Below are 16,082 nucleotides of genomic sequence, written 5' to 3'. Positions count from 1 at the left end.
GAGATATAAGGTTCGAGATGCGAGGACTAAAAATCTGAGATGAGCGGCCGTTGTTCCGGGAGTTCCTGTGTCTCGTTGGCGGGGCGCAGCTCGATGATGAAGCGTGCGCCGGAGGGCACATTCTTTTCGGCCCGGATGTTGCCTTGATGTTCCTGGATGATCTTCGCTGCGATGGAGAGGCCCAGGCCGGTGCCACGCTGCTTGGTGGAGAAATAAGGCAGGAAGAGGCGCGAGCGGAGTTCGTCGGTGAGCCCCGAGCCAGTGTCGGCAACGCAGAGTTCAACCATGCCGCTTTCGAGCGGGCGAGTGGAAAGCGTGAGCTCGCGAAGCAGAGAATTCTGCATGGCTTCGGCGGCGTTGTCGATGAGGTTCGAGAGCGCACGCTGCAGGGCGTTGGGGTCGGCGAGGACGAGCGGAAGCTCACGCGCAAGCTGCTTGTGGACGCGGATGTTGCCAAGGCGTCCGGCGAAGAGCGCAAGCGAATTTTCGACGATGGAGTTGATGTCCGCAGGACGCGGGCGCGCGGTGGGAAACTCAGCGAGCGCGGAGAACTGGTCGACGAGCTGACGCATCGTTTCGACCGAGGAGGAGATGACCTCGGTGGAGCGCTGGATGACCGCGGGCGAGCGCGTGTCGATGCTGGCCTCGGTGATGAGCGGCTCGAGGCGATCGATGTGGCGGCGAATCAGTTCAGCGTTGAGCGCGATGGGCGTCAGCGGGTTCTTGATCTCGTGTGCGACGCGACGGGCGACCTCTTTCCACGCGGATTGCTTCTGCGCGCGGAGGAGTTCAGTCGCATCTTCAAGCACGAGCACGTAGCCGCGCACGTCGTGTTGCGGGCCGTCGTCGATGACGGCGATGGTGGCAGAGAGTTGCTTGGTGCCAGCGGTGGTGGCGACTTCAAGCTCGGCTGCGGCCGAGCCCATGCGATGTGATCGGCGCAAGAGGCGATCGAGCGTTTCGACGACTTCGGCAGGGAAGATGGCGTCGAGTGTGAGCGCGACGAAGCTGCGCTGGCCGCCGGGGTCGAGCAGTTCATAGAAGGCGCGGTTCGCGAGCACGACGTTACGTTCTGCAGAGAGCGTGACGAGGCCGCTGGGAATGGTTTCGATGATGGTTTCGAGTTCGCGACGACGCGCAAGCAGCGCGATGTTCAACTCCGAAAGCTGCTGCGTCGATTGCTCTGCGATGAGTCGCGCATTGTCGAGGTCGGATGCCATCGCGTTGAAGCTGGCGGAGAGTTCACCGAGTTCTTCGGTGGCGGTCTGGTCAACGCGATGCGCGTAATCTCCGCTGGCGATGGCTTCCATCGCGTCAGCGAGTGTTTCGATGGGTTTGGTCACCTGCTTGGCCAAGGTGAGCGCGAGCCAGCAGCAGGCAAAGAGCGCAAGCACCGTGATGAGCAGCAGGAGAAACATGTAGAGGTTACGCACGACGCGGCGCTCGCGGAAGAGCGTCCAGTAGGCGTCGGCGGCGGAGCGCAGGCGAAGGCTCGTCGCGGAAATGCCGTTCGGGATGGGCAGTCCGACGACGAGGATATTGCCGTTCTTCAGGCCCGCAGTGGCGAGCGTGTAGTCGGTGCCCGCCACGTTGTAGAACGGCTCATCGTTGCGGCGCGCGGCGATGAGGATCGCTTCGGGCGCGGGCGCGTTCAGCGTGGTGGAGATGACCGGCGGAAGGTGCGTGGGGTCTTCGTCGGTGGCTTCGTCGGGCGGCTGTAGCGCATGGATCTGCGCGGAGCTTCCGGTCGGCAGATGCAGTGACGCGATGGGATGATTGTCGTGATAAATGACGGCGAATCCGCCCTGCAGCGTGAGGTCATGGTGCGCGAAGACGTCGTTGATGGCCGCAGTGTTGTCCGTGCGCGCGGCGGAAATCTCGACGCCGATGGAGTCTGCTTCCGAGCGGGCATTGGCCGCGGCGTAGCGGAAAAGTTCAACGGCGAGGCGATTGGCGTCGTCGCGCATCTGGGTGACGGGCTGCGAGAACCAGCGGTCGAGCGCGCGGTTCATCAGCAGGTAGCTGAACGCGAACATGAAGACGAGCGGGATGACCGAAACAAGCACGGCTCCCCACAACATGCGGGTGCGTAGGCGTGTGCCAAGCACGCGACTGCGCTGGTCTGCGTAGAGCTTGAGGATATTGCGAACGAGCGCGAAGAGGACCGCGAGGAAGAGGATGAACGCGACGGTCGAAAGCGCGATGAAGACGAGGGTCTGGCTCGCCGACGCGGGGTTCAGGAAGTTGAGGTTGAAGGCGTTGAGCGTCGCGAGGCCGAGGAAGAGGAGGAGCAAACAGACGCCAAGCGTGATGATGGCGATGCGTCGGCGAGTCGCGTTCGTGCCCATGCGGATGAGTGTATCCGTTTTGCCACAGTATTGTGGTGAATAAGCGAAGGTTTGGACGCGGCTTCACGGATTCGCTCGAATGGCTTCGGGAAAAGAGAAACGCCCCCTCATGGCGAGGGGGCGTTCGTATGGCGAGCGTGGTTAGCCGAGCAGCGACGCGACCGGCGTGTACTCCACGCCCTGCGCGTCGGCGACGGCCTTGTAGGTGAGCTTGCCGTTGTAGGTGTTCACGCCTTCGGCGAATCCCGCGTCGGAGTTCAACGCCGCGATCGCTCCCTGGTTGGCGAGCTTCAGTACGTAAGGGAAGGTGGCGTTCGTCAGCGCGAGGGTCGAGGTGTTCGGCACGGCTGCGGGCATGTTGGTGACGCAGTAGTGGACGACGCCGTCGACGGTGTAGCTGGGGTCGGAGTGCGTGGTGGGGCGAGCGGTTTCGATGCAGCCGCCCTGGTCGATCGCCACGTCGACGATGACCGCGCCCTTCTTCATCTTGCTCACCATCGCGGCAGTGACGATCTTCGGTGCGGCCGCGCCCGGGATCAGCACGCCGCCGATCAGGAGATCGGCTTCGGCCGCTGCCTTCTCGATGTTGTAGCTGTTGGAGGCGAGCGTCTTCATACGGCCGTTGAAGATGTCGTCGATTTCGCGCAGGCGGTTCAGGCTGAGGTCCACGATGGTGACGCTGGCGCCCAGGCCGAGTGCCATCTTCGCGGCGTTGGTGCCGACGATGCCGCCGCCGATGATGGTGACGTTGCCAGGCAGCGTGCCGGGGACGCCGCCGAGCAGCAGGCCGCGCCCGCCGTGCTCCTTCTGCAAATACGTTGCGCCGACCTGGACGCTGAGGCGGCCAGCGACTTCGCTCATGGGGGTGAGCAGCGGCAGCGTGTTCGCGCGGTCCTTCACGGTCTCATAGGCGATGCCGAGCACCTTCTTGGAGAGCAGCTTTTCGGTAAGGTCCTTGAGCGGCGCGAGGTGCAGGTAGGTGAAAAGCGTGAGGCCTTCGCGGAAGTGCCAGTACTCCTGCTCGACCGGTTCCTTCACCTTGACGACCATGTCGGCGTTGCCCCAGACATTGGCGGCTGCGCCGACGATCTCGGCTCCGACGGCCTGGTATTCGTCGTCGGGGAAGGAGGAGAGCGCGCCAGCGTTCTGCTCGATGAGCACCTTGTGGCCGGCTTCGACGAGCGCCTTGGCGCCTGCGGGGGTAATGCCTACGCGGCTTTCGTGGTCTTTTACTTCCTTCGGGACGCCGATGATCATGCTGGAGAGCTCCTGTGGTTCGATAACTGCGGTGGGGTCTTGTATAGACCTCTTCGCATCAGAGTACCAAGTCTCGAAGGAAGGAGTACTGTTTGTTCATTAGGCAATGGCGAAGCGGGTGACCGTATTCGCCTTGGTTCCCTTTGACCTTTACAATCGAGTATGACTCCCCGGGGGAAGAACGACCGGGACTCCAGGAAAAGCTAGTCCATGTCTTCGAATTTCTCATCGCGCAGTGGGCGCGGCAACATGCGGTCGATTTTTTCCCTGTTTTCGAGCGATCTGGCGATCGATCTCGGAACGGCGAACACGCTGGTCTACGCACACGGCAAGGGCATCATCGTGAATGAGCCCTCGATCATCGCTGTGAACCGTGTGACGAACGAGGTGGAAGCTGTTGGTAAGGAAGCGAAGGAGATGCTGGGCCGTACGCCGGGCAATATCATCGCGATCAAGCCGATGAAGGATGGCGTGATCGCCGACTTCAAGCAAACCGAGAAGATGCTGAACTACTTCATCCAGAAGGCACATAACCGCAAGATGATGGTGCATCCGCGCATCGTGATCGGCGTGCCTTCGGAGATTACGCAGGTAGAAAAGCGCGCTGTGATGGACTCGGCTTATCGCGCCAAGGCGAGCGAAGTGCATCTCGTCGAGCAGGCGATGGTGGCCGCAATTGGCGCGGGTTTGCCGATCACCGAGCCGGGCGGCAACATGGTCGTCGACATCGGTGGTGGAACGACGGACATCGCTGTGATTTCGCTGGCGGGCATCGTGTACTCGCGCTCGGTCCGCATGGCCGGCAATCAGATGGACGAGGCGATCATCACGTACATCAAGCGCAAGTACAACCTGCTGATCGGCGAGCGCACGGCGGAGCAGATCAAAATTGAGCTGGGTTCGGCGTATCCGCTGGACAAGCCCGAGCAGCGCACGTACACGGGCCGCAACCTGATCGAAGGCGTGCCGAAGACGATCACCATCGATGACTCCGAGATTCGTGAAGCGCTCGGTGAGTGCATTGCGACGATCATGAACGCGATTCGTGTCGCACTGGAACGCACCCCGCCGGAGCTTTCGGCGGACATCTCCGACCGCGGCATCGTGCTGACGGGCGGTGGCGCGCTGATCAAGAACCTCGACAAGCGCATTCGCGAAGAAACGGGCCTGCCCGTTGCCGTGGCGGATGATCCGCTGGCCTCGGTGGTGCTGGGCACGGGCAAGATGCTCAGCGATTTCCGCCTGCTGCGTAAGATTTCGATCGACTAAGCACTTAATAACCATGAGGGCCGCTTCGAGAGAGGCGGCCTTTGTCGTTGGTGCCTGGCTGGGGTAAGCTGGAGGTAATCCAGAAGGCGATGGGGTTCCGCCTCTAACCGCTCCGAGTGTTTGCGAAGAAGACTCGGACGCTGATGACTCCTACGAATTTCTACTCGTAGGAGGAAGTGTGTCTCAAGATCAAACAACTCAGGTGAAGCCTTCGCAGTTTGCACTGGCGTGGGAGCTTTTTCGTTGGACGCCCGTAGCGATCGCCGTGGGCTTGATGGCTGGCGCGGCCTCTGCGCTGTTGCTGTGGTCGCTGAACGTGGCGACAGCGATCCGCGAAGCGCATCGCTGGATGATCTGGCTGCTGGCACCGGTGGGGCTGTGCGTGGGGTTGCTGTACAAGCACTTCGGCAAAGACGTTGAAGCTGGGAACAACCTCATCATCGACGAGGTGCATGATCCGAAGCGCACGATCAAGCTGCGCATGACGCCGTTCATTTTGATCGGCACGTTCCTGACGCATCTCTTTGGCGGCTCTGCCGGTCGCGAAGGCACGGCGATCCAGACCGGCGCGTCGTTGGCTGATCAGCTTGCACGACCGCTGGGCTTGAATGCAGCGGGGCGTCGCGTGTTGCTGATGGCGGGCATTTCCGCGGGTTTTGCGTCAGTGTTTGGAACGCCGCTAGCGGGCGCGATCTTCGGTCTGGAAGTGCTGGCGGTTGGCGCGGTGTCCTATGACGCGATTGCTCCATGTTTCCTCGCGGCCTTCGTCGGCGACCTTACAACGCATCACTTGCTGCAGCTCGTGCACATGGGTCACACGATCTACAAAGTGGACGAGGTACCTGCGCTGGCGGCGAGCAATCTGCTGATGGCGATGGCTGCAGGCGCTGTGTTCGGGTTGATGGCAATGTTCTTCGCGCGCACGACACACGCGATCTCGGCGTTTGCGAAGAAGCACATCACGCGTCCCGAGCTGCGACCGTTCCTCGGCGGAGCCATTGTGAGCTGCGCCGTGTTCGCGTTGGGAACGACGCGCTACATCGGCCTCGGCGTGCCGGTCATTCAGGAGTCTTTCTTGCACCAGGTGCATCCGTGGGACTTCATGGCGAAGTCGCTGTTCACCTCGCTGACGCTCGGTACGGGCTTCAAAGGCGGAGAAGTGACACCGCTGTTTTACATTGGCGCGACGTTGGGCAACGCGCTCTCGCATGTGCTGCCGCTTCCTGTATCTCTGCTGGCAGGCATGGGCTTTGTCGCCGTATTTGCGGGCGCGGCGAACACGCCGATCGCCTCGGCGTTGATGGCTGTGGAGTTGTTCGGTGCTGACGCTGGAGCGTTCGCGGCGATCGCTTGCGTGGGCGCGTATCTCTTCTCCGGACGTGCAGGCATCTACCACGCGCAGCGTGCTGGCGTGGGCAAGCAGTTGCCGGAGGCGCTTGCTGCGAAGGCCGAAGAATAAAGCCGGTAGACTAGAGATGTATGCCTCCCATTCTCAGCGCCCAGAGTGTAAGTAAGAAGTTCGGGGCCACGCCCCTGTTTTCCGATGTTTCGTTCACCGTTTCGGATGGCGATCGCATTGGCCTGATCGGCCCGAACGGTGCCGGAAAGTCGACGCTGCTGGCTGTGCTCGGCGGTGAGATGGAGCCGGACAGCGGTGATGTGTCGCGCCGCAAGCGTGCGCGTGTCGCGTACGTTCGCCAGATCTCGGAGTATGCCGCAGGCAAGAGTGTTCGCCAGGTGGTTGAGCGCGCGCTGGCCGAAGCCGATGTGCCCAGCGAAGAGCGCGAGCAGCGTTTGCGCGAGACGCTGGGCCGTGCGGGTTTTGACGAGTTCACCGCAGAGGCGGCGACGCTGAGCGGTGGCTGGCGCAAGCGTCTTGCGATCGTAGAAGCGATGGCTGTTGCGCCTGACGTGATGCTGCTCGACGAGCCGACGAACCATCTTGACCTTGAAGGCATCGAGTGGCTTGAAGGCGTGTTGAAGACGAGCAACATGGCCGTCGTCGTGATTTCGCACGATCGCTACTTTCTCGAGAACGTGGCAAAGGACATCATCGAGTTGAGCCGCGTGTACGCCGAGGGGCTGCTGCGCGTGCGTGGCGGATACTCGAAGTTTCTCGAAGGCCGCGAGCAGTACATGGAAGCGCAGTCGAAGATGCAGGAAGGCTTGCGCAACCGCGTCAAGACGGAGATCGAGTGGCTCCGTCGCGGACCGAAGGCGCGTGCGACAAAAGCCAAGGCGCGCATCGACAACGCACATGAGTTGATCGGCAAACTCGCAGAGGTGGACTCGCGCACGCGCACATCGAGCGCAGGCATTGCGTTCGATGCCACGGATCGCCAGACGAAGCGACTCGTTGAGTTCGAGGGCGTGAACATCACGCTGGGTGACAAGAAGATTGTCGAAGGACTGACGTTTGGCTTGTCCAACGGCATGAAGCTTGGGCTGGTCGGGCCGAATGGCTCGGGGAAGACGACGATCTTGCGCGCGATGACCGGCGAGCTTGCCGTAAACGCTGGCACGGTGAAGCGTGCGGCGAATCTGCGCGTAGTGTACTTCTCGCAGCGCCGCGAGATTGACGAGTCGTTGACGTTGCGTCGTGCGCTCGCACCGGATTCCGATGGTGTGGTGTATCAGGGCGCGGTGGTGCATGTTGCGAGCTATGCGGCGAAGTTTTTGTTCACCGGCGAGCAGTTGAACCAGCCTGTGGCGCGCTTGAGCGGTGGCGAGCGTGCGCGCGTGTTGCTGGCGAAGTTGATGCTCGAGCTTGCGGATGTGCTGGTGCTTGATGAACCGACGAACGACCTTGATATCCCGACGCTCGAGATTCTCGAAGAGGCGTTGCTGGAGTTTAAGGGCGCGCTCGTATTGGTGACGCATGATCGCTATCTGCTCGATCGCGTCTCGAACACGGTGCTGGGTCTGGATGGTAAGGGCAAGGCGCAGGTCTTTGCGGACTACATGCAGTGGGAAGAGTGGAAGGAACGCAGCGGCGAGTTGACCGGCACGCAGAGCGGCGATCTGCCGAAGGAAGCCTCGGCAAAGCCTGCGGCAAGCAGCTCGAAGAAGAAGCTCTCGTACATGGAGCAACGCGAGTTCGATGGCATTGAAGCGAAGGTGGAAGCGGCCGATGAGCGCCTGGACAAGGCGCGCGGCGCGGTGGAAGATCCCGCGGTGGCGACCGACGCGGCGAAGCTGACGACTGCGTTGGCGGAGCTGGAAGCCGCGCAGGCCGAGCACGATGCGATCTACGAACGTTGGGCAGAGCTGAGCGAAAAGGCTGGCGTTTAGGCTCAACCCTTTCTTTGCGGCACGCTGACGTTGTGTGATCCATTCAGGCTGTCAGCGTGCCTGTAAGTCAGAATGTCAGTTATTTATCGCGGATGACGTCGCCGTTCTTCATTACGAAGGTGGGTGTGGTGAGGACGTGGATGTTCGTGAGCGGATCGCCGGGGACGGCGATGATGTCGGCGTAGAAGCCCGGCTTGAGTTGGCCGATGCTGTCGGCCCAGCCGAGGAGCTTGGCGCCATTGATGAGGCCCGCGTGCAGCACCTGCGCGTTTGTCATGCCGTACTCGGCCATCAGTTCGTACTCGCGCGCCTGCGTGCCGTGCGGGAAGGGGCCAACATCGGAGCCGACCGCAAAGGGAACACCTGCGGCGAGTTGCTTCTTGAACTGCTCGCGGTGATAGGCGTCCATCGCCTTGAGACGCGCGGCGGAGGCGGGCTTCTCGGCGTGCGCGGCGAAGTATTCGACAACCGCGAAGGTGGGCACGGCGAAGATGTTCTTCTCACGCATAAGCTTCATGGTCTCGGGCGAAAGCTGGTCGGCGTGGTCGATGGACGCGACGCCTGCTCTGGCGGCGTAGAGCGCGCCGGGGTCGCTGGTGCAGTGCACGCCGACGGTCGTGCCCATGCGATGCGCTTCGGCAACAGCGGCGGCGAGCTCTGCTTCGGTGTACTGATACGGCGAGTGGAACTCATCGCCGACGAGAGAGTCCTTGCCGGTCTCGTAGAGCTTGAAGAAGTCGGAGCCTTCTTTGTGCTGCTCGCGCATAAGCGGGATGAGCTCGGCTTCGTTGTTGGCGAAGTCGGCGTTCGAGAGCACATGCTGTTCGGGGTTGAAGCCGATGGCGTCTTCGTGGCCGCCGAGGATGTCGATGGCGTTGCACGAGACTCGCATGCGTGGGCCGGGGATCTCGCCGTGATTGATGGCATTGCGCACGGCCACGTCGGCGCACTTCGCGCCTTCGGTGCCCATGTCGCGCTCCGCGGTGAAGCCCGCGAGGAGGTCAGCTTTCGCAGCAGCGGCCGCAGTGAGTGTGCGCTGCGGGATCGACTCTTCGACTGTCTGTAGGCCTTCGTTACCGGGATGCAGGAAGAGGTGCGTATGTGCGTCGATGAGGCCGGGCATCAGCGTGCTGTTGCCGAGGTCGATCGTCCTGGCATTCGCAGGATGCGTGACGTGCGCGCCTGCTTCCTTGATGCGTTCGCCTTCGACGAGCACTTCGCCGGGAGTGAGGAGTTTGCCGTCGGCGACGTCGAGCAGATGCGCAGCGTGCAGCACGATGGGCTGTTGCGCGAAGGCTGAAGAGGAGGCAACGACGAGTGCGAGCGTGAGGGCGCGGCGAAGAGTCATCTTGTTTGCAGCATATCGCAGGTAAAGAACAAGGCCGTCGCTCCGAAGAGGACGGCCTTGGTGGTGCGCTGAGATGTGTGGAGCTAGATGCCGGTGACGTTGAAGCCGCAATCGACGAAGGTGATTTCGCCGGTGATGCCGCTGGCGAGATCGCTTGAGAGGAAGAGCGCCGTGTTGGCGACCTCTGCCTGCTCGACGTTGCGGTGCAGCGGTGCGCGCTTGGTGACTTCATCGAGGATCGTGGTGAAGTCGCCGATGCCGCGTGCGGCGAGCGTCTTGATGGGGCCAGCGGAGATGCCGTTGACGCGGATGTTCTTGGTGCCAAGCGATGCCGCGAGGTAACGCACTGAAGCTTCGAGGCCAGCCTTCGCGACGCCCATCACGTTGTAGTTTGGGAAGACCTTGTCTGCACCGTAGTAGGTGAGCGTGAGCAGCGAGCCGCCTTCGGTCATCAGCGGAGCCACAGCGCGTGCGAGCGCGATGAAGGAGTAGACGCTGATGTCGTGGGCGATCTTGAAGTCTTCGCGCTTGGTCAGCAGGAAGTCGTTCTTGATGGCGTCAGCCGGAGCGAAACCAATGGAGTGCACGAGCGTGTGGACGACGGGGAAGCGCGCTGCGATTTGTTCGAAGGCTGCGTCAATCTGCGCGTCGTCGGCGACATCGCACTGCACGAGCAGGCCCTTCTCCGCCTGGCCGAGCGAGGCGAGGAGCTCTTCGGAGTCCTTACGTAGGCGCTCGGACTGATAGCTGATGACGAGCGTCGCGCCTGCGGTAGCGAGCTTCTCGCAAATGGAGTAAGCGATGGAGCGCTTGTTGGCGACGCCGAACACAACGGCGACTTTGCCTTCGAGATTGATCATGGTGCGGTAAAACTCCTCGGGACTTGCTGTCGTTAGAGAGGATATCAAGTTCGGCTAGTAAATTGCCGCGCCGTTCCAGTCGGTAGTCATGGTGTTGTACAGAATCGTGACGCTGGCTTGATCGGAGATGTTCATGCCAAGCTCGCGGTTCGCGGTCATGGAGGCGTTCGAGTAGTTGATCGAACCGAGGTAGACGGTCTGCGTGGGCAGCCCGTAGTCGGCTACGACAGCCTTAGCGTGGACGTAGAAGCCTGAGCTGGAGGTGTACTGACGCGGGGCACACCCGCCGCTCTTGAGCGCGGTCATCTGCGTGTCGTAAGCGTGGCTCACGTTCTCGACGATGATCTTGACGGTGACTCCGCGCGAGCACGCCGAGGTTACGGCGCTGGTGATGTAACTGGCGGAGTTCGTGAGCTCTTCCGCTTCAATGACCAGCGTCGTGGTGGCGTTGTTGATGATGTCGAGCATCTTCTGCTTCGCGGTGGTCGGGCTCCAGATGAGGTCGGTGCCCGCACCGGGGGAGTAGCTGAAGTCGCTGGCTCCCGCGACGCCAGAAGACGGCGTTCCTGCGGCGTAGTCCATGTTGAAGGTGGCCTCTACGGCGGCGATATCGGCGGGGTCGTTGTAGACCATCGCGAAGTCACGCGTCGTGCTGTAGTAGGCCGACTGCAGGTTGAGGCTCATGAGCGCCATCTTGGAGTTGTCGACGACCAGGCTCTTCTCATGGGTCACACTGAAGGCCTTGTTTGCCCAGACGGCAGCGCAGTTGGTCGTTGAGTTCAGCGTGCTGTAGGAGGTTGCGTTTTGCGACTTTTCGCTGTTCTGGTCAAGCACCGCGCGCACCTTCACACCACGACCGCAGGCGGAGACGAGCTTTGAAAGCGTGGTCGCGTCGTTCAGGGCGTACATCGTCATGTCGAGCGTTGACTGCGCGTTGTCGATGAGGCCGTAAACAGCGGTGAGCAGGCCAGCGCCAGGCTGGCCGGTGCCGGGATCTGGCAGCTCATAGAGGTTGTACGTCACCGCCGCGTTGGTGCCAGAGCCGGTGATGGAGACCGTGAGTGGCGAGTTCGTGGCGTTGGAGCTCGTGATGGTGATCGTACCCGTGTCCGTCGAGGTGGACGTGGGAGTGTAGGCGACGGAGAGGGTGCAGGATGCGCCGCCTGCGAGCGTGGTGCCGCAGGTGGTGGACTTCACGTAGTTCGAACTGCCTGCAAGCGTGATGCTGGAGAGATTCGCCGTGGCCGCACCGGTGTTGGAGAGCGTGGTGCTCAGCGTGGCCGTCGTGCCGATCTTCGTGGAGGTGAAGTTCAGGGCGTTTGACGACAGTGCGAGCGTTGCAGCGGCGCCGGTTGCATTCAGCGTAGCGGTCTGCGGCGAGTTCGTCGCGGTGTCGGTGACGGTGACGTAGGCGAGGAAGGTGCCTGCGATCGTCGGGCTGAAGGTAACGCTGATGGTGCAGGACGCATTGGCCGCAAGCGTGGTGCCGCAGGTATTGGTCTGCGAGAAGGAGCTTGCTGTAGCGCCACCGGTGACGGCAATGCTGCTGATGTTGACCGATGCTGTCGAGCTGGTGTTCGTCAGCGTCAGCGTTTGTGGCGTCGAGCTGGAGCCGACGTTGGTCGCCGGGAAGGTGAGCGAAGAGGGCGTCAATGTGAGGACCGCGCCCGTAGCCGTTGTGCCCTTGCCGCCGAGAGAAAGCGTCTGCGTTGCCCCGGTGACGTTGCCTGCGTTGTCGGTGATGACGACGCTGCCCGTGTAGCTCGTGCCTGAGGTAGTCGGCGTAAAGGTGATGGAGAGCGTGCAGCTTGCTCCGGCTGCGAGCGTAGCGCCGCAGGTGTTGGTCACCGTGAAGTTCGCCGTGTTGGTGCTCGCAATGTTCGAGATGGTGAGCGGGCCGTTGCCGCTGTTGGTGAGCGTGGCGGTGAGCGGCGAGGAGGTCACGCCAGCGTCGGTATCGGGGAAGGTAAGTGCGGTGGGACTCAGAGTGGCCTGTGGAACGATTGCGGCAGTGCCCGCGCCGTTGAGCGCCACCGTCTGCGTTGAGCCGGTGATGTTGTAGCTGTTGTCGGTGATCGTGATGGTCGCGGTGTAGGTGCCGGTGGAGGACGGCTTGAAGTTCGCCGTGATCTGACAGTTTGCGCCGGCCGCGAGTGTAGCGCCGCAAGCGTTGGTCCATGTGAAGTTCGTCGTATCGCTGAGGACGATGCTTGCGATGTTCAGCGTGGCGTTTCCGGTGTTGGAGAGCGTGAACGACTGCGCTGTGCCGGTGGACCCCGCAGAGACGGAACCGAAGTCGAGCGGTGTGGTCGCGCTCAGTTCGGCGACCGGGGCGGTGGATGTGGTGCTGCCACCGATGCCGGTAAGCGTGATGGTCTGCGTCGAGCCGGACACGTTGTTGCTGTTGTCGGTGATGACGATGGTCGAGGAGAACGTGGCTGCGGTTGACGGCTTGAAGTTAGCTGCTATCTGGCAGCTCGCGCCAGCGGCGAGCGAGGCTCCGCAGCTGTTGGCCATGCTGAAGTTTGTCGTGTCGTTGAGCACCACGCCGGAGATGACCAGCGTCGCCTTGCCGGAGTTCGTCAGCGTGATCGACTGGGCGGTTCCCGTTTGCCCCACGGCAACCGTGCCGAAAGAGATCTGCGACGAGGTGTTCAACGTCGCGATGGGCACGTCAGTGGCCGTGCCGCTGGAGGGGACCACTCCACTACCGCATCCTGCGAGGAGAGTAGAGGTGATGAACGCGAAGAGGGCTACGGCAAAACGGCTGTGACGAAACATCGTGTTTGAAGCCTGCTTTATCAGGAGAGATGGAAGCTGATGAGAAACGCACCTGGAGCGGCTTTCTGCCGCTTACTGCTCTGCTCGTCTGGCCTAGTTTTTCAGGGTGATTTCAGCGTTCAGAATATCACGCACAGGCCCGATCCTCGGCGCGGAATAGCCAGCGAGTATGCAGGGTTTTAGCGCACAATAGAGGACGTCCTATGAACTCCAGCGCACGCAAAATCCTGTGGCTCTATCCTCTGTTTTTCGTGACAGGGATTGCGACTGTGTTGCAGGGCGTGTTGCTGCCGGCGCTGGCGCGGGGACATGAGCTGCATCTGGCAAACACCGCGACGGGGCTGGCCGTGCAGTTTGGCGGGCAGCTCGTAGGGCCGATGATTCCGTGGCGGCGTCCGATGCGCGGACTGGCCTGGGGTGGCTTGATTACGGCGATTGCCGCCGCGCTGCTGAGTTTCGGCGGTGCGTGGATGCTCGCATGGCTGGCGGTCTATGGCCTCGGGCTCGGCATCGCGATGACGATGGCGAATGTGCTCGTGGGGCAAGGGTGCGAGGAGCATGAGCGCGCTTCGCGGCTGGAGCTGCTGAACATCTTCTGGCCGATCGGCGCAGCGTGCACCGGATGGTGGACCGCGCACATCTCGCAGGCCCGGTTGGCGATCCTGCCTTGGCAATGTCTGGCCGCCGCGCTTGCGATCGCGGCGATGTACGCCTTTGCGCAAGGCGGAGGAGCGGAGCAGGCGGCGAGTGAAGACGTGCGGGAGGCCGTGGCGAGGCCGCGTCTGCTCGCGGGGCTGGCGTTCCTCGCGCTGCTGGCCGTAGGCATCGAGACGGGGCTGGCCAACTGGCTGCCCAGCTACGCGGCGCGGTATCAGAGCTCGTGGTGGCTTGGCGTGCTTCCGCTTGGAAGCGTCTTTTGGACGGGCATTTTGCTCGGGCGCGTAGTCGCTGCGAAGGTCCTGCATGATCGCAAGCCGCATTGGCTGCTACTGCCGTTGACGATGGCGATGTGTGCGCTGAGCACATGGGCGCTGGTCGTGGTGCAGAGCGGTATGTTGATGGTGCTTGCGGCAGGCGTCGCGGCGATGGGCGTGTCGGCGATCTATCCGGCTGTGCTGGCGGAGGCGATGACGCTGCGCGGACGCGGCGTGGTTTTTGTCTCAGCAGGAATCGGGAGCGCGCTGTTGCCGTGGATCATCGGGCGCATCGCGTTGCGTACGGAGTCGCTGCGGACGGCGTTTGGATCGATGGCCGTGGCGGGCGTCGTGCTGGCGCTGGGGCTGGTGGCCGCGCAGCGCCGTGAGGATGTGCGCTAGTCCGACGCGCTTTGTGCGAGCGAGTCTTTCGCAATGCGGCGGAGTTCCGGCAGCACTTCGCCGAGCGCGACGGCGGGCGCATCGGCTGAGCCGAGACCGAAGTACACCTTGCGATAGAGCTGATACAAGCGCTCGTAGATCGCAACCGCCTCAGGCTGCGGCATGTACGTACGGAAGGGCAGGCAGAGCTTTTCCTGCGCAGCTTCGATCGACGGATAAACACCCGCCGCAGTGAGCGCGACGATGCCCGATCCGAGGCTGGTGGGGATGCCGTCGGGAACGAGTACGGGCTTGTTCAGCACGTTGGCGTAGATGTGGTTGAGTGTGAGGTTGTTCTGCGGGATGCCGCCACCGTTGATGACGCGCTCGACGGGCACGCCGTACTCGGCCATGCGTTCAAGGATGATGCGTGTGTGGAAGGCGGTGCCTTCGATCGCTGCGTGAAGCTCGTCCTGCGCCGTGTGGATCATGTTCCAGCCGAGCGTGACGCCGCCGAGCTCCGGGTTCACGAGCACGGTGCGGTCGCCGTTGTCCCAGCTCAGGCGGAGGAGGCCTGTTTGTCCGGCGCGGTAATCTTCCAGCCCCTTGGCGAGGTCTTTCACCGTCGTATTGGCGCGCTTGGCGATGGCTTCAAAGATGTCGCCAACGGCCGAGAGCCCAGCTTCGATACCCGTGAGTTGCGGGTGCACGCTGCCGGGCACGACACCGCAGACTCCGGGGACGAGTTCGGTCTTCTGCGCCATTGCGATGATGCAGGTGGAGGTGCCGACGACGTTGACGACATCGCCTTCCTTGCAGCCTGCACCGAGCGCATCCCAATGTGCGTCGAAGGCGCCGACGGGGACGATGGTTCCGGGCTTGAGGCCCATCTTTGTGGCCCATTCTTCGCTGATGCCGCCATAGAGGTGATCGGAGGTGAGGTATTCGCCGCCGATCTTTTCGCGAACGCCCGCGAGCAGGGGATCGAGCTGCGTGAGGAACTCTTCGCTGGGCAGTCCGTCCCACTTCGGATTCCACATCCATTTGTGGCCCATCGCGCAGACGGAGCGCTTCAGGTCTGCGGGCCTCTGCACTCCGGTGAGCGTGGCCGCGACCATGTCGCAGTGCTCGAGCGCAGTGCCGAAGTTTGCGCGCTCTTCAGGTGCAGCGTTGCGCAGCCAATGCAACAGCTTCGCCCAGCCCCACTCATGCGAATAGACGCCGCCGCACCACTCGATGGCTTCGAGGTTGGTCTCGTGCGCGAGCCTGGTGATCTGGCGCGCTTCCTTGTGTGCCCGATGGTCGCACCACAGGTAGTACTCGCCGAGCGGCTGCATGGCTTCGTCGACGATGAGCACGCTGGAGCCGGTGGTATCGAGCGCGAAGGCGACAATCTCCTGGCCGTTGACGCCGGTGTCTGCGATGACTTGCCTGGTTGCCGCGACGAGCGCATTCATCTGGTCATCGTGAGACTGCGTAGCGTAGTCAGGGTCTTCGCGGCGGCGATGCAGCGGATACGGCGCGGTGGCGGTGCCGAGGCGGCCGCGTTCTGAGTCAAGCAGCGTTACTCGAACGCTGAGGGTGCCGAAATCTGCTCCTGCTGCAATGGCCATGGTGCGTGTGTTCCTTAGAG

10 protein-coding genes and 1 riboswitch are annotated in these 16,082 nt (G+C 62.4%); of the genes, 4 read left to right on the top strand and 6 right to left on the bottom strand.

Annotated elements, in window-relative coordinates; translation table 11 throughout:
• Positions 1 to 26 precede the first annotated feature (26 nt).
• Positions 27 to 2,348 (bottom strand): sensor histidine kinase, encoded by a 2,322-nt coding sequence (locus OHL11_RS06665; RefSeq protein ID WP_263370716.1) that lies wholly within the window; start codon positions 2,346 to 2,348, stop codon positions 27 to 29.
• Positions 2,349 to 2,489: 141 nt separating this feature from the next.
• A complete protein-coding gene (ald, locus tag OHL11_RS06660; RefSeq protein ID WP_263370715.1) occupies positions 2,490 to 3,605 on the bottom strand; it encodes an alanine dehydrogenase in 1,116 nt (371 codons plus the stop codon).
• A gap of 210 nt (positions 3,606 to 3,815) precedes the next feature.
• Between ald and OHL11_RS06655 the strand changes: the two genes are divergently transcribed.
• The 3 genes from OHL11_RS06655 (at position 3,816) to OHL11_RS06645 (ending at position 8,165) form a co-directional block, all read left to right on the top strand.
• Entirely contained in the window at positions 3,816 to 4,874 is a 1,059-nt protein-coding gene (locus OHL11_RS06655) for a rod shape-determining protein (RefSeq protein WP_317890630.1), read from the top strand.
• A 76-nt stretch (positions 4,875 to 4,950) separates the two neighbouring features.
• Positions 4,951 to 5,034: riboswitch (Fluoride riboswitch) on the top strand.
• 18 nt (positions 5,035 to 5,052) lie between these two features.
• Positions 5,053 to 6,333 (top strand): voltage-gated chloride channel family protein, encoded by a 1,281-nt coding sequence (locus OHL11_RS06650; protein ID WP_263370714.1) that lies wholly within the window; start codon positions 5,053 to 5,055, stop codon positions 6,331 to 6,333.
• A gap of 20 nt (positions 6,334 to 6,353) precedes the next feature.
• On the top strand, positions 6,354 to 8,165 hold the full coding sequence (locus OHL11_RS06645) for an ABC-F family ATP-binding cassette domain-containing protein (protein WP_263370713.1): 1,812 nt from the start codon (positions 6,354 to 6,356) through the stop codon (positions 8,163 to 8,165).
• Positions 8,166 to 8,244: 79 nt separating this feature from the next.
• Here the strand turns inward: OHL11_RS06645 and OHL11_RS06640 are convergent, their stop codons facing one another.
• From OHL11_RS06640 to OHL11_RS06630, 3 genes are all read right to left on the bottom strand, one after another.
• Positions 8,245 to 9,513 carry a metal-dependent hydrolase family protein gene (locus OHL11_RS06640; RefSeq protein ID WP_263370712.1) on the bottom strand — a complete coding sequence of 423 codons (1,269 nt, stop codon included), beginning with the start codon at positions 9,511 to 9,513 and terminating at the stop codon, positions 8,245 to 8,247.
• A gap of 83 nt (positions 9,514 to 9,596) precedes the next feature.
• Positions 9,597 to 10,373 carry an enoyl-ACP reductase FabI gene (locus OHL11_RS06635; RefSeq protein WP_263370711.1) on the bottom strand — a complete coding sequence of 259 codons (777 nt, stop codon included), beginning with the start codon at positions 10,371 to 10,373 and terminating at the stop codon, positions 9,597 to 9,599.
• A 54-nt stretch (positions 10,374 to 10,427) separates the two neighbouring features.
• Complete coding sequence (locus OHL11_RS06630; RefSeq protein ID WP_263370710.1) at positions 10,428 to 13,154, bottom strand: choice-of-anchor D domain-containing protein; 2,727 nt, start codon at positions 13,152 to 13,154, stop codon at positions 10,428 to 10,430.
• 203 nt (positions 13,155 to 13,357) lie between these two features.
• On the opposite strand from OHL11_RS06630, the gene OHL11_RS06625 reads away from it, so the two are divergent.
• Positions 13,358 to 14,470, top strand: coding sequence for an MFS transporter (locus tag OHL11_RS06625; protein WP_263370709.1), 1,113 nt, complete (start codon positions 13,358 to 13,360; stop codon positions 14,468 to 14,470).
• Here OHL11_RS06625 and OHL11_RS06620 read toward each other — a convergent pair.
• On the bottom strand, positions 14,467 to 16,062 hold the full coding sequence (locus OHL11_RS06620; RefSeq protein ID WP_263370708.1) for a ribulokinase: 1,596 nt from the start codon (positions 16,060 to 16,062) through the stop codon (positions 14,467 to 14,469). The genes OHL11_RS06625 and OHL11_RS06620 overlap by 4 nt on opposite strands.
• Positions 16,063 to 16,082: the final 20 nt, after the last annotated feature.

It is taken from the genome of Granulicella cerasi (genome assembly GCF_025685575.1).
Lineage (GTDB): Bacteria > Acidobacteriota > Terriglobia > Terriglobales > Acidobacteriaceae > Granulicella > Granulicella cerasi.
This window is presented reverse-complemented; position numbering and strand designations above follow the sequence as displayed.